The organism is Arenibacter latericius DSM 15913 (assembly GCF_000424985.1).
In the GTDB taxonomy this organism is placed as follows: domain Bacteria; phylum Bacteroidota; class Bacteroidia; order Flavobacteriales; family Flavobacteriaceae; genus Arenibacter; species Arenibacter latericius.
Window position 1 is genome coordinate 24527 of the sequence record NZ_AUKX01000013.1, and the last position, 23117, is coordinate 47643.

The following is a 23117-nucleotide window of genomic DNA, read 5'->3' on the forward strand; positions in this document are numbered from 1 at the left end:
AAATTAACAATGATAGATTTTTAATTAGAGACTTTTTGGGCATTGCCCACGATTAGCGCTGCTGCCTTTGCACTGGCACCTTTGCCTCCTAGCTTTTTCTCCAAGTTTATATAGGCTTCTATTTGACTCGCTCTGTAAGGTCCCTCTAGTATCTTTGAGAGCTCCTTTTTTATATTAGTTGTATTAAGATCTTCTTGGATAAGTTCCTTTACTACCTCTTTATCCATTATTAGATTTACTAGTGAGATAAATTTTAAGGTGATGATTCGTTTTGCTATTTGGTAAGAAATCCAATTGGCTCTATAACAAACTACCTGAGGAACTTTAAACAATGCGGTCTCTAGAGTAGCCGTTCCGCTAGTTACTAAAGCAGCGTGGGAAATGCTCAATAGATCGTAAGTTTTATTGAAAACAATACCGACTTGTGCCGACTTTAAAAATGGCTGATAAAAATCGTGCTCCAAACTAGGGGCCCCTGCAATAACAAACTGGTAATTAGGAAATGACTCAATTGCCGAAAGCATTAAGGTCAGCATTTTTTGTACTTCTTGTTTTCTACTCCCGGGCAACAAAGCAATTATCGGTTTTTCACTGTCTAATTGATTCTGCTCTCTAAAGGAATCTTCGGCGGTTCTAGGAAGTTCGTCAATAGCATCTATTAGAGGGTGGCCCACAAAATTTACAGGAAAATTATGTTTCTTTTCGTAAAAATCTTTTTCAAAAGGTAGGATAACGTGCATGGCATCTATATCACGTTTTATTTTATTTATCCTTCCTTCTCTAGAGGCCCAAATTTGCGGAGATATATAATAGTTGGTATGGAATCCTTGTTTTTTCGCCCATGAAGCAATGCGTAGGTTAAAACCAGAATAATCTATAAATACGATGATGTCTGGGTTGAATTGGGAAATATCCTCTTTGCAGAAAGCAATATTTTTGAAGATTTGATTGATGTTGGTAATAACTTCAAAAAAGCCCATAAAGGCCATTTCCTTATAGTGCTTTACTAAGGTGCCTCCTGCTTGTTGCATTAAATCGCCGCCCCAACAACGGATGTTGGCTTCAAGATCTTTTGTCTTAATAGCTTTGATGAGGTTGGACCCATGCAGGTCCCCTGATGCCTCTCCAGCAATGATATAGTATTTCATCAGTTTAATTTATTGGGGTTGCCGTAGTAGTTGTTTTGGTTATAGTGAGCCATAAATAAAATTAAAAAAGCTTATAATATAAGATGAGTAAGGCGGTCATAACTGTAGCAATCATAACTCCGCGAGCCCTATAATCTCTTTTTATTTTTAGGAAACCAAAAAATGCTAGTAAGTTTAGAACGGCTCCTAGCGCTAATAAACTCCCCACATGTCCTTGTTCTACTGCTGCATTATAAGTTTCTGCAATTCCAAAGTCAGAAAAAATAACAATGTAAAGCAAAGTGCCAAAGGTATTGGCAATAATCCCTACGATAAATCCTATGAGAATCTCTTTTTTAACCATTTAAATCCCAGTTGTTAAGACGTTGTATGGCGTGGTAAGCCGTAAGATCAAATTGGGTAGGAACCACAGAGATATACCCATTAGATAGTGCAAACTCGTCGGTATCCTCACCATTATCTAATAATTCGAACTCTCCAGTTAGCCAATAATACTCTTTACCATTAGGGCTTATGCGCTTATCAAACTCTTCCTTCCAATTGGCTCTGGCTTGTCTACATATTTTTATGCCTAAGGTTGTATCTGAATCGGTTTTAGGGATGTTTACGTTTAGTACAACACCCTTAGGAATCCCACGCTCCAACGCTTGTCTTACAATTTGTTGAATGGCTTCTTTGGCAGGTTCAAAATTTGCATTCCAATTGAAATCGCAAAGTGAAAAGCCAATAGCAGGAATCCCTTCGATTCCAGCTTCTATAGCAGCACTCATAGTGCCAGAATAAATAACATTAATGGAGGAGTTAGAACCATGATTGATTCCGCTGACACATAAGTCTGGTTTTCTTTCCAAGAGTTCCCTTAGCCCTAATTTCACACAATCAGCAGGAGTTCCGCTACAGCTGTATTCGGCTATTGCTCCGTCATTCGTGCTTATTGTCTCTTTTTCTATGTATAAGGTGTTGTCAATGGTTATCGCATGCCCCATTCCAGATTGTGGGCTATTTGGTGCTACAACAATAACATCGCCTATCTCTTTCATAAATCGGATTAACGCTCGTAAACCAGGAGCGGTAATTCCATCATCATTGGTTACTAAAATTAAAGGTTTTGTCATAGGGTATAATTAAAGGTACAAAAATACGTTTTTAAAATGTTATTGCTTAACGCTGCCTTTAGTGGCTGTTGATAAAAAGCTTCTGAAATAAGATCTTTCTTTGATTATATTTTAGCGATAGTGAAAAAAGACATGTTTGTTATATTAACAAAAGATTAATGGCAGGGATGCATAAAGTGGCATGATTTTTTCCTTATTTTATGCAAAATGGTATTTGATGGAGGTTTTGGCTAGCAAAACTTGGTTAGCAGAGGCCGTTTGATTAATTTTATTAGATTATAACCTTACCTGCCATGTGTATTCATTACTCATGGTAAGGGGCAAAATAAAAATGAATAAATGAAAAAGAATTTAGCCTACGCATTATTAATAATGCTGATTGCGGTTACCTCATGTAGTTTTACAAGTAATATTAATAAGTCCTTTGAAACTGATGATAAGGATAAGTTATTATTAGATCTTATAACCTATGTATTGGAACGCGGTCATTATCAGCCTAAGGATATCAATGATGATTTTTCCGTACAGGTGTTCAATGGCTTCTTTGAAGTTCTTGATCCATCAAAACGTTATTTTTTAGCAAGCGATATTCAAGAATTTGAGAAATATAAGTTTCAGATAGATGACCAAATAAAGAATAAGGATATTACTTTCTTCGACATCGTTTATGAGCGACTATTGAAACGAATGGAAGAAGCGAAAGTAATTTATAAGGAGGTCCTTAGTGAACCTTTTGACTATTCTATAAAAGAAAGTATAGATGTTAATTATAAGGAGCTTGCTTTTTCATCTTCTAGAAAAGAACTAAAGGAACGTTGGAGAAAGCAACTAAAGTATGCCACCTTAGGCAACTATAATTCTAAGTTAACTCCGCATGAAGTTGCTAAGAAGCCAGAGGTTTCAGTTAGAGATAAGTCCCCTGAAGGAAATGAGGTTATGGTAGATGTTTTTGAAGAGAAAACAGATGATGCAACACCATTATCACCTGAAGAAGCCGAAGCAAAGTCGAGAGAAGATACCATGAATACCTTGGATGATTATTTCGATTTTATAGATGATTTAGAACGCAAAGATTGGTATGTTCAATACTTGAATACTATTGTAGAGGTATTTGATCCTCATACTTTTTACTTTGCTCCAGATGATAAGGAGAAGTTTGATACCAGTATGTCTGGTAAATTTGAAGGTATCGGAGCTAGATTGCAGAAGAAAAGAGATCAGACCAAAATAGTGGAGGTTATTTCAGGCGGACCAGTTTGGAGAGACCAGCGTTTAGAGGTGGGTGATGAAATACTTAAAGTAGGACAGAATGGCGAAACTCCTGTAGATATTGTGGGGATGCGATTAGATGATGCTATTAAGTTTATTAAGGGGCCTAAGGGTACTGTAGTAGATCTTACCGTTAAGAAAGTTGATGGTACTATTGTAGTAATATCTATTACTCGTGACGTGGTAGAATTGGAAGAATCTTACGCTAAGTCAGCTAAAATTTTAAAGGATGACCATAAATTTGGATTGATTAATTTACCTAAGTTTTATGTGGACTTTGAGGATTATAGTGAAAGAAATGCGGCTACTGATGTTGCAAAAGAGGTAGAGCGTTTAAAGGAAGCCGGTGCTGAAGGGCTAATCTTAGATCTTCGTGATAATGGAGGTGGGTCATTAAAAACGGTAATTGAAATGGCCGGACTCTTTATAGAGAAAGGTCCAATCGTACAGGTTAGATCTACAAGTCAGAAACCCGAAGTATATAATGATAAGGACGGACGTATCCAATGGGATGGTCCTTTGGTTATTTTGGTTAACGAATTGTCTGCCTCTGCATCAGAAATTTTGGCAGCCGCTATGCAAGATTATAAGAGAGGGATAGTTATTGGTAGTAAACAAACCTTTGGTAAGGGGACTGTACAGAATGTAATCCCATTAGAAAATATAGTTCGTGGGAACGAGCATGGGGATTTAGGTGCATTAAAACTTACCACCCAAAAATTCTATAGAATTAATGGAGGATCTACTCAGTTAGAAGGAGTAAAAAGTGATGTGGTAGTTCCAGATAAATACAGCTATATAGATTTAGGAGAAAAAGATCAGGTAAACCCGCTGGGGTGGGATAAGATACCTCCTGCTTCCTATACTCCTTGGGGAGGACATATTGACTATGAAACTACTGTGGCCAATAGTATGAAGAGGATGGCGCAAAGTGAGCAAATTAAATTAATTGAAGAAAATGCTAAATGGATAAAGAAAAGTCAAGATGAGACTACTGTTTCTTTAAACCATGAGGATTTTAAGAAAGAGTTAGAGGAAAATAGAGAAAGAGTAAAGTACTTTAAAAAGATTTCAGATTACGATTCAAAACTAACCTTTAAGTCTTTACCATACGAGCAAGAATTATTTGCCCAAGATTCTATTCTAAAAGAAAAGCGTGTTCGTTGGCATAAAGATCTAGTGAAAGATGTATACGTTGAAGAAGCTGTAAATGTTTTAGAAGACTTAAAAAAGAATTCAGAAAAAGCTAAGTTGGCTAGCATAAAAGGATAAGCCAATTAGTCTTTAAGTATATTAGAAACGCCCTTTATCTATGGTTAATAAAGGGCGTTTTTATTTAAGAACTACAAGAAAGCATGGAGCATCCAATTTTATTGCGTGCCCAATCTGGTCGTTTTGCAAACCATTTTTCTGCTTCTTTTTGCTCTTCATAGGGCTTCAATAGCAATTGGTACATTTCCTCCACTAGGGAATAGTCTCCTTTCTCTGCTGCTTCTATTGCTAGCTGTGCCATATAATTTCTAAGAACATATTTTGGGTTTACGAGATTCATCCTCTTTCTTCTTTCTGTATTAGAAAGGTCTTCGCGCTGTAGACGTGATAAATACATATTAAACCAAGTATTCCATTCTTCTTTTATATGGTCAGTAAGCTCCTCGGGAGAGTAGAAAGCATCCTCTACCGTTGCTAAAAAGGTAGACTTAGTAGATGTCTCCTTATCTATATTGCTTAAATTCCTGAAAAAGATGGTCATATCCGTTTCTGTTAAGTGTAAGTTTTCTTCTAAAGTATTTATGAGAATAATGTCTTCATCTTTATTTTCCTCAGAATAGACCCCTATCTTAGATTTCATCATTTTTAGGTATTCGTGCTCATAGGAATCGCGATACCCTTCTAGGATAGCTTCAAGTGGTGATGCCTCTTCAATTAAAGGCATTAGTGAGCTTGCCAACCTATATAGGTTCCATAACCCAATATTTATCTGGTTGCCATACCTATAACGCTTCTCTCTACTATCCGTGGTGTTGGGGGTCCAGCCTTCATCATAGCCTTCTAGCCAACCGTAAGGTCCGTAATCAATAGTTAACCCTAGGATGGACATATTATCTGTATTCATTACCCCATGTACAAAGCCAACACGTTGCCAGTGAATTAGCATTTCTAAGGTGCGGTCTGTAACTTCCTGAAAGAACTGAATATACCCTTCTTTACTGCCACTTTTAATGTGTGGGAAGAAATGATTAATGGTATAGTCAGTTAACTTTTTTAAGGTGTCCTTATCATCTCTAGCCATTAAAATTTCAAAATTTCCGAAACGGATAAAAGATGGTGCTACCCGGCAAACCACAGCTCCTTTCTCATATTCTGGGTGTCCAGAATAAAGGATGTCTCGTAATACCTGATCTCCTGTCTCACTTATAGAAAGTGCTCTAGTAGTGGGTATATTCAAATGAAACATAGCTTCTGAGCATAGGTATTCTCTAATAGAAGAACGTAATACAGCTAGGCCATCAGCATTTCTAGAATAGGGGGTTTCACCTGCTCCCTTTAGCTGCAGTGCCCAATGTTTGTTCTGGTGTTCCATTTCAAATAAATTGATGGCTCTACCATCACCCAATTGACCCGCCCAATTTCCAAATTGATGTCCTCCGTAACACATGGCATAAGGAGTGGTGTTAGGGACAAGTTCGTTACCAGAGAAAATTTGGAGAAACTTGTTGGATTGTACGTCTTTTTCGGAAATACCTAGTTCCTTGGCTAAGGCTGGTGAGGCGTGGACCAATTTAGGGTTAGAGGTTTTTTTTGGGTTAACATAAGAATAGCAAGCGTGTACAGGTCTTCTATAGTTTTCTAAGATAGGATCAGCAGGTAATTCTTTGGTAAAGGTATCTTTAATGTTAAATTTCATTGTTGTATTTTCATGTGCCGCTCTATAGGTGCGGTCTATTCAATTATAGTATTCCATTTTTCGCTTCTTCTCGCTACAGCCCTAGTATAGGAGCATACTGCTTTGGCGTTATATCCTTCTTTGGTCAATTGCTCAAAAGTCTTTTCTACAAGGATTTTGCCATAGCCTTGGCCTCTTAAGTGATGGGGTATTTCAGAGTAGGTTAAATACATTTTGTTGTCCTTTAACTGATAATCAACTCTGGCTATATCACCATTAATATTCATGGTGAATCTATTTTTATCTTTTTCGTGTGTAACTGTCATAATCTTTGTTTTATAGTATCCTTTGATTAGCATTTAGATGAAATCTGAAAAAACCACTCTATTTTCTTCATTTATTAAGATAAACCAAGGGGTGCCCATAGTGCGATAATTGATCATTATTTTTGAGATATTATTTGTGCTAGTATCACCAGTATCGTGGCCAAAAGGGATTTTTAAATCATATTCTTTTTGCGTTACTAGCAATTTATCATAGGTATTTTCTTTATGTCCTTCAAAAACAGTCTGAACGGCCAAAAATAAGATGTCTTTCCTGTGCTGATTTTCATTGATCATTCTAACAAGAGAAGGAAAACCTCTTGTATGGCATCCTTTGCACCAGTACTGGAAACAATATATTACCTTAAACTTATCTTTATAATCTGATAGTAATATAGGATTTGTTGCTCGTCCTTTAGCATCAATCCATTGGGTAACTTCCAATTCCGTTGCGGTAAAAAGTCCAGATTTTTCCCATGGTTTTTGCTCCATAGCAATTCGCTTTTCCTATTATGGGATAATTATTTCCATTTTATTCTATAAGTTATGCAATGCAAAATCATTTATGTTTTTCTCTTCCTGCCTATCCCTCTTCCTAATGAAAGAACGTTGATTATACCGTAGAGAACTAGCGAATAATAAATAGATTAAACACTAGCTGTCCTAGGCATTTTCTTTTTTCAATTTATTGGCATGTAACTGGCGTAATTTTGCCAATTTGGGAGAAATCACTGCCCTGCAATATCCTTGAGTTTTATTATTACGATAGTAGTCTTGATGGTCTTCTTCAGCCTCATAGAAAATAGACTTTGGACTTATTTCGGTTACTATCGGTTCCGAATAGTAATCAGACATTTTTTGTTTAACCCCCTGCGCAATTTTCTTTTGTTCTTCGTTGTGGTAATAGATTACGGAACGGTATTGGGTTCCCACATCTGCCCCTTGTCGGTTTAAAGTAGTAGGGTCATGGGTTGTCATAAATATGATGAGGATATCTTCATATGAAATAATTTGAGGGTTGAAGGTTAATTGTACCACCTCGGCATGTCCGGTAAGACCAGAACAAACCTCTCTATAGGTTGGTTTTCCTGGGGCCTGTCCACCTGTATATCCCGAAATTACTTTCTCTACTCCTTCCACTTCCTGAAAAACTGCCTCTACGCACCAAAAGCAGCCTCCACCAAAGGTGGCTAATTCTATGTTGCTATTACTCATTGGTTACTCCTTCCTTTATTAATTTCATAGATTCTGAATTAATACAATACCGTAATCCACTTGGTTCCGGTCCATCCGGAAACACATGGCCTAGATGGGCGTCACAGGTATTGCACATGGCTTCTACCCTTATCATACCATAGGAGGTATCTTTATGATATTTAACCGCATTCTCCTTTATAGGTTGGGTAAAGCTAGGCCATCCTGTGCCCGAGTTAAATTTTATGGTAGAATCAAACAACGGAGTACCACAACAAATGCAACCGTATTCGCCTTCATCGTAAGTGGTGCAAAGTGCGCCGCTATGTGGAGGTTCAGTGCCCTTATGTCTAGTAATCCTAAATTGTTCCGGAGTGAGTAGGTTTTTCCATTCTCCATCCCTTTTCTCTACTCGTTTATCTGGGGTAGGATTTCCATTTACACTAAAACTAATTATATCTTTCCAAGTTAACATAGTATATCGTCTTTTGTTGGTTTTTAATTTATGAAACTGTACTGCTACTAGATTGTAGGTCTTTATTAATTAGATAGTCAATACCATATTCCAAGTGTGTTAATAGTCGTTTTTATAGCTAAAGGCTTACATTTTGTAGTATGCCTTATCTAGCGTTTTAATTTTATATTTGGCATATGAATAAAAATAGGAAAAATAAGATCATTTATACCGTATTAATGATTCTTAGTATGGTAGTTTTCTGGTGGTTTGATAATTATTATACGCCAACTGCCGATTCTTCTCCTCCATATACTGAGACCAAAACAACAATACCTAAAGATTTTTGGCCTAGCTCTACCACGGCTGCGGTTGTGCAGCACGATCATTATATGTTCTCTTACAGCGAAGATCACGAACAGGCCGAATGGGTTGCCTATTTAATAGATAGGTCTCATTTAACATATGATGATAGAAAGAGACCTTATTTTATTCAGGATCCTAAAGTGAAAACAGCATCTGCAGATTGGAGAAACTATAAGGGGTCTGGATATGAGCGGGGACACCTATGTCCGGCTGGAGACAGAAGATTTTCAGAAGAAGTTTATAACGAAACTTTTTACACTAGTAATATTAGTCCACAAATACGGGATTTTAATGGCGGAATTTGGAATAGATTAGAACAGCAAATAAGAAGTTGGGCAAAAAGAGACGGGCCGCTGATAGTTGTTACTGCAGGTGTTTTATCAGAAGATTTGCCTACAATAGGAAAAGAGGAAGTTGCGGTACCACAGTATTTTTATAAGATTGTAGCAAAAGGGGAGGAGGAGAATTTGCAAGTAATAGCTTTTTTAATTCCACATAAAAAGTTAGATGTAGATATAAAAGATTTTGTGGTTAGTGTAGACCAAATAGAGGAGTTAACAGGCATTGATTTTTTTCAGGGCTTACCAAATGAGCTACAGGATAAACTAGAGTCTACTGTAAGTACAAAAGGATGGAGGTTTTAGCCTAATTCATTCATCCTATTAGCATCTAATTTAAGGAAGATAAATAGTAATGCGCTAAAAAATACAAGTCCAGATCCACCATAGCTGAAAAAAGGCAGTGGGATTCCTATTGTTGGTAAAATTCCTATTACCATTCCTATGTTTATAAAATAATGAATAAACAGAATACAGATTACGCCATAACCATACATTCGACTAAAGGGGTTCTTTTGGCGTTCTGCTAAAAAGGCTAATCGAAGTAGGAGTAAGGTGAAAATTATAACCACGCTGGCTGTCCCTAAAAAACCCCATTCCTCACCTACGGTACTAAAGATATAATCTGTGTGTTGTTCTGGCACAAAGTTTCCTTTTGTTCGTGTACCTTGCATAAAACCTTTACCAAAAAATCCTCCGGACTCAATAGCTTTTTCAGACTGGTGGGTATTATACCCGATTGTTCTCTGAATTTCAGCCATTTTTTTCGGATCTTTTTCCAACCTTAACCATAAGCTAAATCTATCTCGGTGATGCTGTTGTAACACAGTATCGTAAACAAAATCAACAGAAAGAGAAAAAGCGATGATGGCGATATACCTTAATGAGATTGGTAATATGGAAATCCTAAAAGAGGGCTTTTTAAGGAGCATAAATAATCCTAAGGCAAGGCCTAATCCTATTGCCAACCATACTGTTCCAAACATGAGGGTTGTAATAAAAATAACGATTACCGTTACCCCAATGCTTAAATAATATAAAGGCAAACCTTCCCTAAATATTACGAAAATTAGGAAGAAGAAGGTTAAAGCACTCCCTGGGTCTGGTTGAAAAAGAATTAATATTGAGGGAACTAATATAATACCTAAAGCGTAAAGCTGATCTTTAAAGCGCTTAATATCGGTTTGTATGTCATTGAGGTATTTGGCTAGTGCTAATGCAGTGGTCATTTTGGCGAGCTCTGCAGGTTGTAAATTAAAGAAACCCAAATCATACCAGGCGGTTGCGCCGTTAATTGTTTTTCCAAAGGCATATAACCCTATAAGGAGCACTAATGAAATGAGGTAAAATAGGGTGGCAAAGCGTTCATAGAAGTTTGCTTCTAAGCCAAGTATAATCACAATAGTTAATATACTGGCACCAACAAAGAACAATTGTTTACCATAAAGTGCGGCAAAATTAAAAATGGAAGGGTTGCTCTCATCAAAGGCGGTAGAGTAGATATTTACCCAGCCCATGAGTACTAGGCAAATGTAAAAGAATACGCAAATCCAATCTAATCGCTTTAGAGTACTTTTACCAGGCACGTTCGTTTATTTTAAAAGGTTGTCCACTATAAGGTTTGGCATATTCATGTTCCAATGTTTTTTCTAGCATTCTTTTCTCTAAATCTTTTCTGCTTATATCACCTTTTAAATATTTTTCTATCATTAAGGTGGCAATATGTCCAGCGTAACGACTGCCGAAATACCCATTTTCTACATATACTGCTATGGCAATTTTTGGATTGTTCACAGGAGCAAAGGCTACAAAAACAGAGTTGTCGGTTAACTGGGTGCGAACCCCGTTTATTCTAGTAAAGTTTTCTACCGTACCAGTTTTTCCTGCTATGTCTAGATCTTTTACTTGTAGCCATCTCGCGGTTCCCATATTATATACTTCAGCCATGGCTTGTACTACTGGCTCAAAATGGCGTTTGTCTATAGTAGTATGTTTAGCTTCCGTATATTTTGGAATAGATATATCTTCATCGCCAATCTTTTTTATGACATGAGGGGTAAAATAATGTCCTCTATTGGCAATTGCTGCGGTCATATTTGCCAATTGTATTGGGGTGGTCTCTACCTCTCCCTGTCCAATTGAATTAGATATGATATAAGTAGGTCCCCATCTATTGGCGCCATATACACGGTCATAATATTCTCTACTTGGAATTCTACCAGGTCTTCCAATAGGTAAGTCGTAGCCCAAGAAGGTGCCTAAGCCAAAACTTTTCATGTGTTTTTCCCAAGCTTCTTGAGCTTCACCAGTAGAATCGAACTGGTCGTAAAACCTTCGGAAAACACCCGCAGAAAATGCGTTGCAAGATCGGTATAGACCTGAATGTAAATCTCTAAGACCACCTCCGCAATGGCATCCTCTTTTTCTTCTTCCTACATAAAATCCGTTAAAACATTGTATCGTTGTTTCGGTATTTATAGCTCCTTCTTGTAGTCCTACAAGGGCATTTAAGGTTTTAAATGGGGATCCAGGGGATTGTGATGCCAATAAAGAGCGATCAAAAGTGGGTTTTCTAATACTGTCGTAATGTAATTTGCTGTAGTTTCTAGACCTTTCACGTCCCACTAATATAGACGGGTCATAGCTAGGACCAGATACCAAGGCTAATATTTCACCAGAGCTGGGCTCCAAAGCTACAATTCCTCCATGCTTCCCTACCATTAATTTTTCTCCGTACTCTTGTAGGTATTTATCTATGGTCACTGTTATTTCTTGTCCTTGTACTGGAAGGGTGTCTAAAGCGCCATCTTTATAGGGGCCAATATCTCTATTGAAACGATCTTTCTGAATGTATTTTACTCCCTTTTGTCCCCTTAGGATTTCTTCGTATTGCTTCTCTATACCGGTAGTACCCTTTAATTCCCCTGCGGAGTAAGAAGGATTTTTTGCTACGTCCCATGGGTTAACCTCGCTTATGTAGCCAAGGACATTTGCGCCGCTTTTGGTGTCGTAATAACGTAAGGAGCGTTTTTGAATGTAAAAGCCCTCAAACCGCCTCATTTTCTCTTGAAGACGACCATAGTCTTCCTTAGAGAGTTGAGGAACTAACACCGATGGTAGTCTTGGAGAATAAATCCGAGCTTTTTTCAGCTGTTCTACAAAGTGTTCTTTATCAATTCCTAAAAGGCCACAAAACTCTAAAGTATCTAAAGGTTTAACTTCACCTGGGATGACCATTACATCGTAAGCAGGTTGGTTAGCGACCAATAACTCTCCGTTCCTATCATAAATATATCCTCTTTCCGGGTAGTCATAAACTGCTTTTATGGCCGGATCTTCCAATATCTGGTTAGGGGAGAAACTAAATATTTGCAGATAGGATAATCTGGCTAAAAAAGTTAATCCCGCCAATAAGATTATTGAGGATAACAGTATTTTTCTCATTGTTTTTTAACGCTAAAAAGTGTCTTTAATAGTATGCTCAGTAATATGGTAGCCATACTAGTGAAAAGTACTTTTTTCAAAATTAGCAGAGTATTTCCAAAACTGAAAATTTCTAGGGTAAAGAATACCAGATGATGTAGGATAATCAATATCGTAAGAAATGCTATTTGCTGTGCTTGAGTAGCATTGGTTATTCGGAAATTTTGGAATTCTAGGTTAGCGCCAAAGCAGAAACGCATTACTGCTGGGCGTAAATAGGCAATGGTTACTGTTGCTGCTGCATGTATGGCCATGGTGTCTGAAAACCAATCGACCATTAGTCCTAGTAAAAAGCTTAATAATATAAAGAAAAAACGTTGATCTTTAATAGGGTACCAATACAGGAATAGAATATAGACCATCGGGTTTATATATCCGAAAAAATTAAGATTATTGAATACCAAGACCTGTACTAAAATTAATAGTATAAATCTAATAACAATAATAAAGGTGCTATTGCTAGTCATTACGGATCTTGGATTCTAGTTCTATAATTTCTTTACGATTCGTGTTTTTTATGATATACACATTCTTTACAGTGGTCATGTCATTAAAAAGTCGAACATCAATATGATACGAACTTTGGGATGTGGTAATTTCAAAATTCTCGATGACTCCAATAGGTATGTTTTCTGGAAAAATACTAGAACTTGCACCGGTTACGATGGTGTCACCAATATTTAAGGGTACCAGTCGCTCTATGTCTTTCAATTGTGCTGTTCGGTAATCTTTGGTGTCCCATGTTAAGGAACCGTAATGGTTAGTGTTTTTTATCTTAGCATTAATTCTAGACCTTACATTTAGGATGCTTTGCACCAACGAGAAATTTTTTGAGGTATGTTCTATTATACCTAGAATTCCATCAGCAGTAATAACCCCCATATCTATCTCCAGTCCATCAGAACTTCCTTTGTTTAGAGTGATATAGTTCCTTGGTAAAGAATAGCTATTTTTAATTATTTGGCCAGAAAACACCTCATAATCAATTTGGGTAGAATCCAATTGTTCAACTTCAACTACTTCTTTTTTCTGATTGAATAATTGGTAACGTAATCTCTTATTTTCTTCAACTAACTTTTTGTTCTCTATCCCAAGGCTAAAGAAGGTAGAAACGTTGTTGGTAGATTCGTATAAATTACCGGTAAGCCAATTTGCCGAATTAAAAAACTTAGAATTATGGTAAGACTGTGCCCTTATTGTAAATGTTAGTGCAATGATCATTAACAATACATAGAGCAAGAAGTTTTTATATTTTAATATAAAATTAATAATCTGCTGCATGTACTTGTGTTAAATTATTGAACCTTCATTTTTAATAGGTCAATTCTAGAATTAAGGTCCGGTTGCTTTTATTAGTTTTAATAGGATGATTCCCATCAAAGCTTTTTATTAAATTTATTTAATTAAGATGCTTTTATAGCGGTCCAAATTTTTTAAAGCAATTCCCGTACCCCTAACAACAGCTCTTAATGGATCCTCTGCAATATATACTGGTAAGTCTGTTTTTTGAGATAAACGTCTATCTAGACCTCTTAGCATAGACCCGCCTCCAGCTAGGTAAATTCCTGTGTTATAGATATCTGCCGCCAATTCTGGTGGCGTTTGAGATAAGGTTTCCATAACTGCATCTTCTACCCTTAAAATGGATTTATCCAAAGCTTTTGCTATTTCCCTATAAGAAACAGAAACTTGTTTTGGTTTACCGGTTAGAAGATCCCTACCTTGAACGGACATTTCATCTGGTGGCGACTGTAAGTCTTCCGTGGCAGAACCAATAGTAATCTTAATATTCTCTGCGGTGCTTTCTCCAACATATAAGTTATGCTGGGTACGCATATAATAGATAATATCATTTGTGAATACATCACCGGCAATCTTAACGGACTTATCGCATACGATTCCTCCTAGAGCAATTACCGCAATTTCAGTAGTTCCCCCACCTATATCTACGATCATATTTCCTTTAGGTTGCATAATATCTAATCCGATCCCTATAGCAGCTGCCATTGGTTCGTGAATTAGATATACTTCCTTGCCATTTACTCGCTCTGCCGATTCTTTTACCGCCCTCATTTCTACCTCCGTAATTCCGGAAGGGATGCATATTACCATCCGCAATGCGGGCGGGAACCACTTTTTCTTAAGTGCGGGTATGTTTTTAATAAACATACTGATCATCTTTTCAGATGCATCAAAATCCGCAATAACTCCATCCTTTAACGGCCTAATGGTCTTGATGTTTTCATGGGTTTTCCCCTGCATCATACTGGCTTCTTTTCCAACCGCGATGATTTTGCCAGTAATTCTATCTCTAGCAACAATAGAGGGATTGTCCACAGCAACCTTGTCATTGTGAATAATTAGGGTGTTAGCGGTTCCTAAATCTATCGCTATCTCCTCGGTTAAGAAATCAAAAAATCCCATTTTTTAGCTGTTTGTTTTCGGATTAAAAGTCAGTTTTATCTTCAAAAGTAAGGAAATTAATGTTTAAAATGGCGGGTGCCCGTCATTACCATAGATATCCCATTTTCATTGCAATAGTCAATACTTAGCTGGTCTTTAATAGATCCTCCTGGTTGTATAACGCTTGTTATACCACTTTTATGCGCAATTTCTACACAATCTGGAAAAGGAAAAAACGCATCACTAGCCATAACCGCTCCATTTAAGTCAAAATTAAAGGATTTGGCCTTATGAATTGCTTGGTTTAAAGCGTCTACTCTAGAGGTCTGTCCTGTGCCACTAGCACATAATTGCTTATTCTTGGCTAAAACAATAGTGTTACTTTTTGTGTGTTTACACAGTTTAGATGCAAATATTAAATCCTCTAGCTCCTGGTCAGTAGCCTTTTTATCGGTAACATTAGTTAGGTCTTCTAAGGTGTCGGTTTTGTAATCTTTATCTTGTAGAAGCACTCCGTTTAAACAGGTTCTTACTGTAGTAGTTGGTAATGCAACTTCTTTTTGGATTAATATGATGCGGTTTTTCTTGCCTTTCAAAATCTCTAACGCCTCGTCAGAGTAACTAGGGGCAATGATTACCTCACAGAATAGATTGTGAATTTCTGTTGCGGTAGCTGCATCAATTTCTTTATTACTAATCAAAACTCCTCCAAAGGCGGAAACGGGGTCTCCTGCCAAAGCGTCTACATAAGCTTCTTTTATTGTAGAGCGAGTGGCTAAGCCACAAGCGTTGTTATGCTTTAAAATAGCAAACGTAGGCTCGTCATTTTTAAATTCCTCAATAAGATTTACTGCGGCATCAACATCTAATAAGTTATTGTAAGAAAGTTCTTTACCGTGTAACTTCTGAAACATGGCATCAAAATCTCCAAAGAAAAATCCTTTTTGGTGTGGATTTTCGCCATACCTAAGTACTTGTCCATTAGTTTCACTTAATTTTAAGGAGGGCTCCTTTAAATCTTGATTAAAGTAATTGAAGATGGCCGAATCGTAATGAGAAGATATATTAAAAGATTTTGTAGCAAATCGCTTACGTTCTTCCAAGGTAGTACTTCCGTTACCTTTGGTCATTATTTCTAATACCTCCTGGTAATCATCCATAGAAGAAACACATAGTGTATCCTTGTAGTTTTTAGCAGCTGCGCGTATTAATGAAATACCGCCTATATCTATCTTTTCAATAATATCTTGTTCAGAAGCTCCGCTGGCTACAGTTTTTTCAAAAGGATATAAATCTACGATTACAATGTCTAATTGAGGGATTCCAAACTCCTTCAATTGCTCTTGGTCCCCTTCATTGTCTTGGCGATTAAGGATTCCGCCAAAAACTTTTGGGTGTAAGGTTTTAACCCTACCTCCTAAAATGGAAGGGTAACTTGTAATGTCCTCTACAGGAACTACATCAATGCCTAATTCTTTAATAAATTTCTCTGTGCCACCAGTAGAATAAATGGTGATTCCCAATTCATTAAGCTTTTCTACTAAGGGTGCAAGACCATCTTTATGGAATACTGAAATAAGGGCCGAAGTAGCTTTTTTGGAGGTGCTCATTTTTTTGTACTTATTATTATGGATTAACAGGGTGCAAAAGTAGTTTTTTTGTACTTAAAAACAGTAGATTTAACAACAATCACTCTAAAGTTTAGTAAATATTAGATATTTCATGATTGATGTATTCTAAAAAGCGCTCGTCTTCCTCAGAAAATGGATTTATGGTATTAGAATCTATATCTATTTGTCCAATATTTTCCCCGTTTACAAATAAGGGTACTACTATTTCTGATTTAACAGTTATGCTACAGGCAATATAATTATCCTGAGCTTTTACATCAGGAACCACAAAGTTTTGGTTAGATACGGCTACCTGACCGCATATGCCTTTTCCAAAAGGAATAGTGGTATGGTCTGTGGGTGCGCCAGCATAAGGGCCTAGGATAAGCTCTTCTTTGTTGCCGTTTCTAAAATAAAAACCTACCCAATCATAATAAGGGACATTGTCTTTTAGTAAATTACAAATAGCCTGTAATTTTTGATTGGTCTCTTGATGAGGTGTTTTTAGTATATCAGTAACTTGTAATTTTAGTTTTTCGAACATAAATAAGTTTTCGTCAAAATTAACCATATTTCTATTTTCTGACGTGAAGTTTAACGTTATTGATTTAATTCCTTTTCATCTGTTTTTTCTAAAAAAAATAAAGGCAATAATAATGGTGATAAGAAGTTTAGGTTGTGAATGGAATTTGGAAAAGGTATATAAGATTTCATTATTTTTGCATCGATGAAACAAGTCATTCGTAAAATAACTTCCCTTTGGTTGGCGTTGCTGATTTTGTTTGCTACCGTTTCTTGGACGGTGGAAAAACATTATTGCTTAGGTCACTTAGTAGATATTGCTTTTTTTCAAGAAGCGGAAAGTTGTGGCATGATAGCTGCTGATGACGCAGAAATTACAAATCTTAATTTAGAGCAACCTTCTTGTTGTATTGATGAGGTTCTCTCAATTAAGGGATTAGAGGATCTTGCTTTTTCTGTGAAGGACTTAAAGTTGGTTTTGCCTTTTACTTATGCCGTGCTTAAGGAGGAAGCTGATTTTCATTTTTTAGAAGAAATTGATGGACTTCCCAATTTAGGAACTAATAATCCACCTCCTCTTTTAGGGAGGGATATATACCTGGTGTATCAGGTTTTTCTACTTTGATTTTAATATTAGTAAAAAAATTGCCTACCCGCTCTTTTGAGTATGGGTGGTGAATTTTGGTATGTTTTTGTTTTACTAATATTAAAAATAATTTAATGAATAAATTTTTATTTTTTGTTTTAACCTCCCTGCCATTTCTAGTATGTGGTCAGAATGTTGAGGGGGTAATCTTAGAATCTAATTCTGAGGATAGTGATAAGGTATTGCCTGGTGCAAATGTGTACTGGTTAAATTCCCAAACGGGGACTATTACCGGGGAAGATGGTAAGTTTACAATTCCTTTTGTTCTAGAATATAATAAGTTAGTAATAAGTTATGTTGGGTTTCATACCGATACGCTTACGGTAAATGAGCCTCGAGAATTACGTCATCGTCTACGGCCTTCTAATGAGTTGGATGAGGTAGTTCTTCAGAAGAAGCGAGACGCCTTGCAAAAGTCTTATTTCAGTCCTCAGAATGTGGTTACTATCAATAGCGCAGAATTACTAAAGGCTGCATGTTGCAATCTTTCCGAAAGTTTTGAAACCAATCCGTCTATAGATGTTAATTTTTCTGATGCTCTTACAGGAACTAAACAGGTTCAGATGTTAGGGCTTACCAGTCCATATCTATTAATTGCTCAAGAAAATATCCCGATGGTGCGTGGTGCATCACAGGTGTATGGGTTGAGCTTTATACCTGGGACCTGGGTAGAAAGTATCCAGATTACCAAAGGAGGTGGAAGTGTGGTAAATGGGTATGAGAGCATCTCTGGTCAGATAAATGCAGAATTGGTGAAGCCTTTTACGGATAAGCGACTCTTTGTGAACGGTTATGCTAATATGAACGGTAGACTAGAATTAAATACCCACCTCAACCATGCTCTAAGTGATAAATGGAGTACGGGACTTTATTTGCATGGAAATTATAGGAATGCTAAAGAAGATGAAAATAAAGATGGATTCTTAGACGCTCCCTTGGGGAATCAGATCAATATCTTAAATAGATGGCAGTACCAGGATGCAGAGAAGGGATGGGTGAGTTTTATTAATGTGCGGTTTTTAAATGATGAGAAACAGACAGGGCAGACCCAATTTAACCCTAGTACAGATAAATTTACCACCAACGCATGGGGTAGTGAAATAGATACAAGGAGGTTTGATTCTTCTTGGAAGTTAGGATATGTTTTTCCCGAACTGCCGTTTCAAAGCATAGGTTTTCAAACTGCTTATAGTTTGCATAAGCAGGACTCGTACTTTGGCTTTAATCGATATAATATTGATCATGAGAGTAGTTATACCAATTTGCAGTTAAATTCTATTATTGGAGATACACGAAGTAAATTTAAAACAGGTGTCACCTTTGCGTATGATGGTTATACCGAAATGGTAAATGCAATAGACTATTCTAGGGTTGATAAATCTATTGGTGCGTTTTTTGAATATAGTTATGATGACTTGAAGAAATTGAGCTTAACCGCAGGAATTAGGGCAGATAGTCATAACAATCTAGGAAATTTTATTACCCCTAGGCTTCATGTTCGTTATCTACCTTGGGAAAGGGGAAGTATAAAAGCTTCAATTGGACGTGGAAGAAAAGCGGCTAATATATTTGCGGAAAATCAGCAAATGTTTGGCTCGGTACGAAAAATAAAAATAGATCAACAAGGAGGTAATGTTTATGGATTAGATGCTGAAGATGCCTGGAATTATGGTGTAGGATTTATACAGGGCTTTATCCTCTTCAATAGAGTTGGAAATATTTCTTTAGATTATTACGTTACAGATTTTAATAATCAGGTAGTAGTAGATTGGGAAGATCCTCAAGCAGTTTCCTTTTATAATCTAGAAGGTAAAAGTGTTGCGCGAAGCTTTCAGTTTGAAGTAAATCACAAGCTATTAGAGAACGTAGAGGTGAGAACTGCCTATAAATTTTATGATGTAGAGACGGACTATGTTTCTGGTAAGCTGCAAAAGCCTTTGCAGGCCCAACATCGATTCTTTGCTAATGTGGGCTATATTACCAAGGCGAAGGAAAATGGATCGCAGTGGCGGGCAGATTACACTTTACATGCATTAGGGAAACAGCGATTGCCAAATACAACTAATAACCCTATGGAGTATCAGCTGGGAGAATATTCGCGTTCTTTTAGCTTGATGAATGCACAGTTAACTAGAGTATTCTCGGATAAGTTTGAAATCTATATTGGTGGTGAAAACTTAACGGATTACGTTCAAGATAGGCCAGTGTTAAGTGCAGGGGATCCTTTTGGACCAAATTTTGATACTACTATAATTTACGGTCCTACTATGGGTAGGATGTTTTATACAGGTTTTAGATATAAATTATAACTTTAAAGATTGATAATCGATTTAATACAAAATTCATGAAAATTAAAAATGCAATATTAGGATTTGCTTTTACTGTCTTATCGATAGTGGCTTATGGGCAAGAGAAAAACAAGAAGGTGACTTTTGAAGTGAATGGAAAATGTTCCATGTGTAAAGAGCGAATAGAAAAGGCTGCTTTAGGAGTAAAGGGAGTTAAGTTTGCTGCCTGGGATATTCCAACCCATCAATTATCCCTTATCATGGATGAGCGGAAGACAAATACTATGAAGGTGAAATCTGCGATTGTTGGAGTGGGGCATGATACCAAAGAGTTAAAAGCTACTGAAAAAGCTTATGAGGGAATTCACCCTTGTTGTAAGTATCGTGAAGATAATTCCGATGACGGAGCGCATCATTAAGGCCTGGGATTTATAAGGTCTTAATATCTATAAGATAGTATAGTTGCCTAAAGTAAAAAGCCGTCCTTGAAATTTCAAGGACGGCTTTTTTAAATACTGCATTTTTGACAAGTTGCCATTACATCATTCCTGGCATTCCACCGCCACCCATTGCTGGGGCTGCAGGAGCATCTTCTTTAATGTCGATTAAAGCACATTCTGTAGTCAAGATCATTCCAGAAACTGAAGCTGCATTCTCCAATGCAATTCTAGTTACTTTCTTAGGATCTATAATACCTGCTTTAATCATATCTACATAGGTTTCAGATTTGGCATCGTAACCAAAATCTCCTTTACCATCTAATACTTTAGCAACTACAACTGAACCTTCACCACCTGCATTTTCAACGATAATTCTCAATGGAGCTTCAATAGCTCTAGCAACGATTTGGATTCCAGTTTCTTCGTCAGGAGTTTCTGCTTTAATATTAGAAAGTAATGCTTTTGCTCTAATTAAGGCTACACCTCCACCAGCAACGATACCTTCTTCTACAGCTGCTCTAGTAGCGTGTAGTGCATCGTCTACTCTATCTTTCTTCTCTTTCATCTCTACTTCAGATGCTGCACCTACATATAGTACGGCAACCCCTCCAGCTAATTTAGCTAAACGCTCCTGAAGTTTTTCTTTATCGTAGTCAGAAGTAGTAGATTCTATTTGAGATTTTATTTGATTTACTCTTGTCTTAATGGTTTTAGCATCTCCAGAACCATTAACAATAGTAGTGTTGTCTTTGTCGATAGAAACTTTCTCACAAGTACCTAACATATCTAAGGTAGTGTTTTCCATAGTAAACCCTCTTTCCTCAGAAATTACAGTACCACCAGTTAAGATTGCGATGTCTTCTAACATTGCTTTTCTTCTGTCACCAAAACCAGGTGCTTTAACGGCTGCGATTTTTAAAGATCCTCTTAATTTGTTTACAACCAAAGTAGCCAATGCTTCACCATCTACATCTTCAGCAATAATCAATAAAGGCTTACCAGACTGTGCTACAGGCTCTAGTACAGGTAAAAGATCCTTCATGGAAGAAATCTTCTTGTCGTATAGTAGAATGTAAGGGTTGTCTAAGTCTGCGGTCATCTTTTCAGAATCCGTTACAAAGTAAGGAGAAAGGTAACCTCTGTCAAACTGCATTCCTTCAACAACATCTACATAGGTTTCCATACCTTTAGCTTCTTCTACGGTAATAACACCCTCTTTACCAACCTTTACAAATGCTTGTGCAATTAGGTCGCCGATAGTCTCATCGTTATTAGCAGAAATAGAAGCAACTTGCTTTATTTTATCTGTAGAATCACCTACTTTTTTAGCTTGTTTAGTTAAGTCTTCAATGATAGTAGCTACGGCATTGTCTATACCTCTTTTTAAATCCATTGGATTTGCACCAGCTGCTACGTTTTTAAGACCTTCTTTAACGATTGCCTGTGCCAATACAGTTGCAGTAGTGGTTCCGTCACCTGCTAAATCATTGGTTTTAGAAGCAACTTCTTTTACCATTTGAGCTCCCATGTTTTCTAGAGCATCTTCCAATTCTATTTCCTTGGCTACAGAAACACCATCTTTAGTAATGGTAGGTGCGCCAAATGATTTACTGATGATTACGTTTCTACCTTTTGGTCCTAAGGTTACTTTTACTGCATTTGCCAATGCATCGATTCCGCGTTTTAAGCCGTCTCTAGCATCAATGTCAAATTTTATATCTTTTGCCATAATTTATTTTTTGTTGTTCTGTCTCGACTTGGCGAGAACTTGTTTAATAAATAATTGTAATAAAGCTTTAAGCTGTTCTTACATATGCAAGAACTAAAGGAATCGTCAATTAGACGATTGCCAAGATGTCGCTCTCGCGCATCATTAAGTATTCATTACCTTCCAATTTTAATTCTGTGCCGGCATATTTCCCATATAGAACGGTGTCACCAACTTTAAGGGTTACTTCATTTTCCTTAGTTCCAGGACCAACAGCAACTACCTTGCCTTGTTGTGGTTTTTCCTTTGCGGTGTCTGGGATGTAAAGACCTGATGCGGTCTTAGTTTCGGCAGCCATAGGCTCAATAAGAACTCTATCCGCTAATGGTTTAATACTAACTTTAGCCATATTATAAAAATTTTAATTGTTTTTAAGTTTCCTTCTTATAGGCAGAAATTATGCCATTGTTGAAAGACTGCCACTTTGTTAAAATAAAAATGCCAGCTTGTCATTAAAGCTGGCATTTTAAAATAATTTATGTCTTTTAGTCCTTCTTATAGGCTGTCTGCAGGATTTGTGGCAGGTGCTTCTGCTGGTGTTGTAGGAGCTCCTGGTAAAACGCCTGGAGTAGTGTTTTCTATAGGTTCGCCATTTAGTAATTTAGAGTCCGAATCACTAAAGCTACCTTTTACAGCAATATTAGAAAGTAGAATTAATACCACTAGAATTGTTGCTAAGGTCCATGTGCTTTTGTCTAGAAAATCCCCTGTTTTCTTTACACCGCCAACAACCTGACTTCCGCCACCTCCAAAAGAGGAAGATAACCCACCGCCTTTAGGGTTTTGAACCATAATTACTAGCATTAGTAAAAGGGCTACCAAGATAATTAGGACCAAGAATATTGTAAATGTAGTATTCATTA

23 protein-coding genes are annotated in these 23117 nt (G+C 37.0%); 5 read left to right on the top strand and 18 right to left on the bottom strand.

The features are described from left to right. Positions 1-20: 20 nt before the first annotated feature. From lpxB to surE, 3 genes are all read right to left on the bottom strand, one after another. Positions 21-1148: a lipid-A-disaccharide synthase gene (gene lpxB / locus H344_RS0107875; RefSeq protein WP_026809827.1), complete on the bottom strand. Its 1128-nt coding sequence runs from the start codon at positions 1146-1148 to the stop codon at positions 21-23. A gap of 61 nt (positions 1149-1209) precedes the next feature. Beyond that, a complete protein-coding gene (locus H344_RS0107880; RefSeq protein ID WP_026809828.1) occupies positions 1210-1491 on the bottom strand; it encodes a hypothetical protein in 282 nt (93 codons plus the stop codon). Next, a complete protein-coding gene (surE, locus tag H344_RS0107885; protein ID WP_026809829.1) occupies positions 1484-2263 on the bottom strand; it encodes a 5'/3'-nucleotidase SurE in 780 nt (259 codons plus the stop codon). The genes H344_RS0107880 and surE overlap by 8 nt, the downstream gene beginning before the upstream one ends. Positions 2264-2602: 339 nt before the next feature. Here surE and H344_RS0107895 point away from each other — a divergent pair, with 339 nt between their 5' ends. Continuing rightward, positions 2603-4804, top strand: coding sequence for a carboxy terminal-processing peptidase (locus tag H344_RS0107895; RefSeq protein ID WP_026809830.1), 2202 nt, complete (start codon positions 2603-2605; stop codon positions 4802-4804). Positions 4805-4868: 64 nt separating this feature from the next. Here the strand turns inward: H344_RS0107895 and H344_RS0107900 are convergent, their stop codons facing one another. From H344_RS0107900 to msrB, 5 genes are all read right to left on the bottom strand, one after another. Then, positions 4869-6440 carry a protein adenylyltransferase SelO gene (locus H344_RS0107900; protein ID WP_026809831.1) on the bottom strand — a complete coding sequence of 524 codons (1572 nt, stop codon included), beginning with the start codon at positions 6438-6440 and terminating at the stop codon, positions 4869-4871. Between the two features lie 35 nt (positions 6441-6475). After that, entirely contained in the window at positions 6476-6745 is a 270-nt protein-coding gene (locus H344_RS0107905; RefSeq protein WP_026809832.1) for a GNAT family N-acetyltransferase, read from the bottom strand. 33 nt (positions 6746-6778) lie between these two features. Continuing rightward, entirely contained in the window at positions 6779-7234 is a 456-nt protein-coding gene (locus tag H344_RS19860) for a peroxiredoxin family protein (RefSeq protein WP_051254190.1), read from the bottom strand. Positions 7235-7405: 171 nt separating this feature from the next. Further along, a complete protein-coding gene (gene msrA / locus H344_RS0107915) occupies positions 7406-7957 on the bottom strand; it encodes a peptide-methionine (S)-S-oxide reductase MsrA (RefSeq protein WP_026809833.1) in 552 nt (183 codons plus the stop codon). Continuing rightward, positions 7950-8411, bottom strand: a complete 462-nt coding sequence (gene msrB / locus H344_RS0107920) for a peptide-methionine (R)-S-oxide reductase MsrB (RefSeq protein WP_026809834.1) — start codon at positions 8409-8411, stop codon at positions 7950-7952. The genes msrA and msrB overlap by 8 nt, the downstream gene beginning before the upstream one ends. Before the next feature lie 176 nt (positions 8412-8587). Between msrB and H344_RS0107925 the strand changes: the two genes are divergently transcribed. Continuing rightward, positions 8588-9400, top strand: a complete 813-nt coding sequence (locus H344_RS0107925; protein ID WP_026809835.1) for a DNA/RNA non-specific endonuclease — start codon at positions 8588-8590, stop codon at positions 9398-9400. On the opposite strand, the gene rodA is transcribed toward H344_RS0107925, so the two are convergent. The 7 genes from rodA to H344_RS0107960 form a co-directional block, all read right to left on the bottom strand. Beyond that, on the bottom strand, positions 9397-10680 hold the full coding sequence (gene rodA, locus H344_RS0107930; protein ID WP_026809836.1) for a rod shape-determining protein RodA: 1284 nt from the start codon (positions 10678-10680) through the stop codon (positions 9397-9399). The genes H344_RS0107925 and rodA overlap by 4 nt on opposite strands. Next, on the bottom strand, positions 10670-12538 hold the full coding sequence (locus H344_RS0107935; RefSeq protein WP_026809837.1) for a peptidoglycan D,D-transpeptidase FtsI family protein: 1869 nt from the start codon (positions 12536-12538) through the stop codon (positions 10670-10672). Before H344_RS0107935 ends, rodA begins: the two co-directional genes overlap by 11 nt. Continuing rightward, on the bottom strand, positions 12535-12939 hold the full coding sequence (locus tag H344_RS0107940) for a rod shape-determining protein MreD (protein ID WP_316929558.1): 405 nt from the start codon (positions 12937-12939) through the stop codon (positions 12535-12537). The genes H344_RS0107935 and H344_RS0107940 overlap by 4 nt, the downstream gene beginning before the upstream one ends. 97 nt (positions 12940-13036) lie before the next feature. After that, positions 13037-13858, bottom strand: a complete 822-nt coding sequence (gene mreC, locus H344_RS0107945) for a rod shape-determining protein MreC (RefSeq protein ID WP_026809839.1) — start codon at positions 13856-13858, stop codon at positions 13037-13039. A gap of 114 nt (positions 13859-13972) precedes the next feature. Continuing rightward, on the bottom strand, positions 13973-15001 hold the full coding sequence (locus tag H344_RS0107950) for a rod shape-determining protein (RefSeq protein WP_026809840.1): 1029 nt from the start codon (positions 14999-15001) through the stop codon (positions 13973-13975). A 56-nt stretch (positions 15002-15057) separates the two neighbouring features. Further along, the gene (purH, locus tag H344_RS0107955; protein WP_026809841.1) at positions 15058-16590 is read right to left on the bottom strand and encodes a bifunctional phosphoribosylaminoimidazolecarboxamide formyltransferase/IMP cyclohydrolase; all 1533 of its coding nucleotides are present in this window, start codon (positions 16588-16590) and stop codon (positions 15058-15060) included. 91 nt (positions 16591-16681) lie between these two features. After that, positions 16682-17134 carry a GAF domain-containing protein gene (locus tag H344_RS0107960; protein ID WP_026809842.1) on the bottom strand — a complete coding sequence of 151 codons (453 nt, stop codon included), beginning with the start codon at positions 17132-17134 and terminating at the stop codon, positions 16682-16684. A 183-nt stretch (positions 17135-17317) separates the two neighbouring features. Between H344_RS0107960 and H344_RS0107970 the strand changes: the two genes are divergently transcribed. The 3 genes from H344_RS0107970 (at position 17318) to H344_RS0107980 (ending at position 20465) form a co-directional block, all read left to right on the top strand. Continuing rightward, the gene (locus H344_RS0107970; protein ID WP_026809843.1) at positions 17318-17737 is read left to right on the top strand and encodes an HYC_CC_PP family protein; all 420 of its coding nucleotides are present in this window, start codon (positions 17318-17320) and stop codon (positions 17735-17737) included. Positions 17738-17832: 95 nt separating this feature from the next. Continuing rightward, positions 17833-20067, top strand: a complete 2235-nt coding sequence (locus H344_RS0107975) for a TonB-dependent receptor (RefSeq protein WP_026809844.1) — start codon at positions 17833-17835, stop codon at positions 20065-20067. A 35-nt stretch (positions 20068-20102) separates the two neighbouring features. Continuing rightward, on the top strand, positions 20103-20465 hold the full coding sequence (locus H344_RS0107980) for a heavy-metal-associated domain-containing protein (protein ID WP_026809845.1): 363 nt from the start codon (positions 20103-20105) through the stop codon (positions 20463-20465). Positions 20466-20583: 118 nt separating this feature from the next. Here H344_RS0107980 and groL read toward each other — a convergent pair whose 3' ends face one another. The 3 genes from groL to secG form a co-directional block, all read right to left on the bottom strand. Further along, positions 20584-22215 (bottom strand): chaperonin GroEL, encoded by a 1632-nt coding sequence (gene groL / locus H344_RS0107985; RefSeq protein WP_026809846.1) that lies wholly within the window; start codon positions 22213-22215, stop codon positions 20584-20586. 109 nt (positions 22216-22324) lie between these two features. Then, positions 22325-22603, bottom strand: a complete 279-nt coding sequence (locus tag H344_RS0107990; protein WP_026809847.1) for a co-chaperone GroES — start codon at positions 22601-22603, stop codon at positions 22325-22327. Positions 22604-22749: 146 nt separating this feature from the next. Further along, the gene (gene secG, locus H344_RS0107995) at positions 22750-23115 is read right to left on the bottom strand and encodes a preprotein translocase subunit SecG (protein WP_034256329.1); all 366 of its coding nucleotides are present in this window, start codon (positions 23113-23115) and stop codon (positions 22750-22752) included. Between the last annotated feature and the right edge of the window lie 2 nt (positions 23116-23117).

Bases quoted from the DNA above. Each gene is read 5' to 3' on its own strand.
- lpxB (WP_026809827.1), bottom strand. From the start codon at position 1,148: ATGAAATACTATATCATTGCTGGAGAGGCATCAGGGGACCTGCATGGG.
- H344_RS0107880 (WP_026809828.1), bottom strand. From the start codon at position 1,491: ATGGTTAAAAAAGAGATTCTCATAGGATTTATCGTAGGGATTATTGCC.
- surE (WP_026809829.1), bottom strand. From the start codon at position 2,263: ATGACAAAACCTTTAATTTTAGTAACCAATGATGATGGAATTACCGCT.
- H344_RS0107895 (WP_026809830.1), top strand. From the start codon at position 2,603: ATGAAAAAGAATTTAGCCTACGCATTATTAATAATGCTGATTGCGGTT.
- H344_RS0107900 (WP_026809831.1), bottom strand. From the start codon at position 6,440: ATGAAATTTAACATTAAAGATACCTTTACCAAAGAATTACCTGCTGAT.
- H344_RS0107905 (WP_026809832.1), bottom strand. From the start codon at position 6,745: ATGACAGTTACACACGAAAAAGATAAAAATAGATTCACCATGAATATT.
- H344_RS19860 (WP_051254190.1), bottom strand. From the start codon at position 7,234: ATGGAGCAAAAACCATGGGAAAAATCTGGACTTTTTACCGCAACGGAA.
- msrA (WP_026809833.1), bottom strand. From the start codon at position 7,957: ATGAGTAATAGCAACATAGAATTAGCCACCTTTGGTGGAGGCTGCTTT.
- msrB (WP_026809834.1), bottom strand. From the start codon at position 8,411: ATGTTAACTTGGAAAGATATAATTAGTTTTAGTGTAAATGGAAATCCT.
- H344_RS0107925 (WP_026809835.1), top strand. From the start codon at position 8,588: ATGAATAAAAATAGGAAAAATAAGATCATTTATACCGTATTAATGATT.
- H344_RS0107935 (WP_026809837.1), bottom strand. From the start codon at position 12,538: ATGAGAAAAATACTGTTATCCTCAATAATCTTATTGGCGGGATTAACT.
- H344_RS0107940 (WP_316929558.1), bottom strand. From the start codon at position 12,939: ATGGTCTATATTCTATTCCTGTATTGGTACCCTATTAAAGATCAACGT.
- mreC (WP_026809839.1), bottom strand. From the start codon at position 13,858: ATGCAGCAGATTATTAATTTTATATTAAAATATAAAAACTTCTTGCTC.
- H344_RS0107950 (WP_026809840.1), bottom strand. From the start codon at position 15,001: ATGGGATTTTTTGATTTCTTAACCGAGGAGATAGCGATAGATTTAGGA.
- purH (WP_026809841.1), bottom strand. From the start codon at position 16,590: ATGAGCACCTCCAAAAAAGCTACTTCGGCCCTTATTTCAGTATTCCAT.
- H344_RS0107960 (WP_026809842.1), bottom strand. From the start codon at position 17,134: ATGTTCGAAAAACTAAAATTACAAGTTACTGATATACTAAAAACACCT.
- H344_RS0107970 (WP_026809843.1), top strand. From the start codon at position 17,318: ATGAAACAAGTCATTCGTAAAATAACTTCCCTTTGGTTGGCGTTGCTG.
- H344_RS0107975 (WP_026809844.1), top strand. From the start codon at position 17,833: ATGAATAAATTTTTATTTTTTGTTTTAACCTCCCTGCCATTTCTAGTA.
- H344_RS0107980 (WP_026809845.1), top strand. From the start codon at position 20,103: ATGAAAATTAAAAATGCAATATTAGGATTTGCTTTTACTGTCTTATCG.
- groL (WP_026809846.1), bottom strand. From the start codon at position 22,215: ATGGCAAAAGATATAAAATTTGACATTGATGCTAGAGACGGCTTAAAA.
- H344_RS0107990 (WP_026809847.1), bottom strand. From the start codon at position 22,603: ATGGCTAAAGTTAGTATTAAACCATTAGCGGATAGAGTTCTTATTGAG.
- secG (WP_034256329.1), bottom strand. From the start codon at position 23,115: ATGAATACTACATTTACAATATTCTTGGTCCTAATTATCTTGGTAGCC.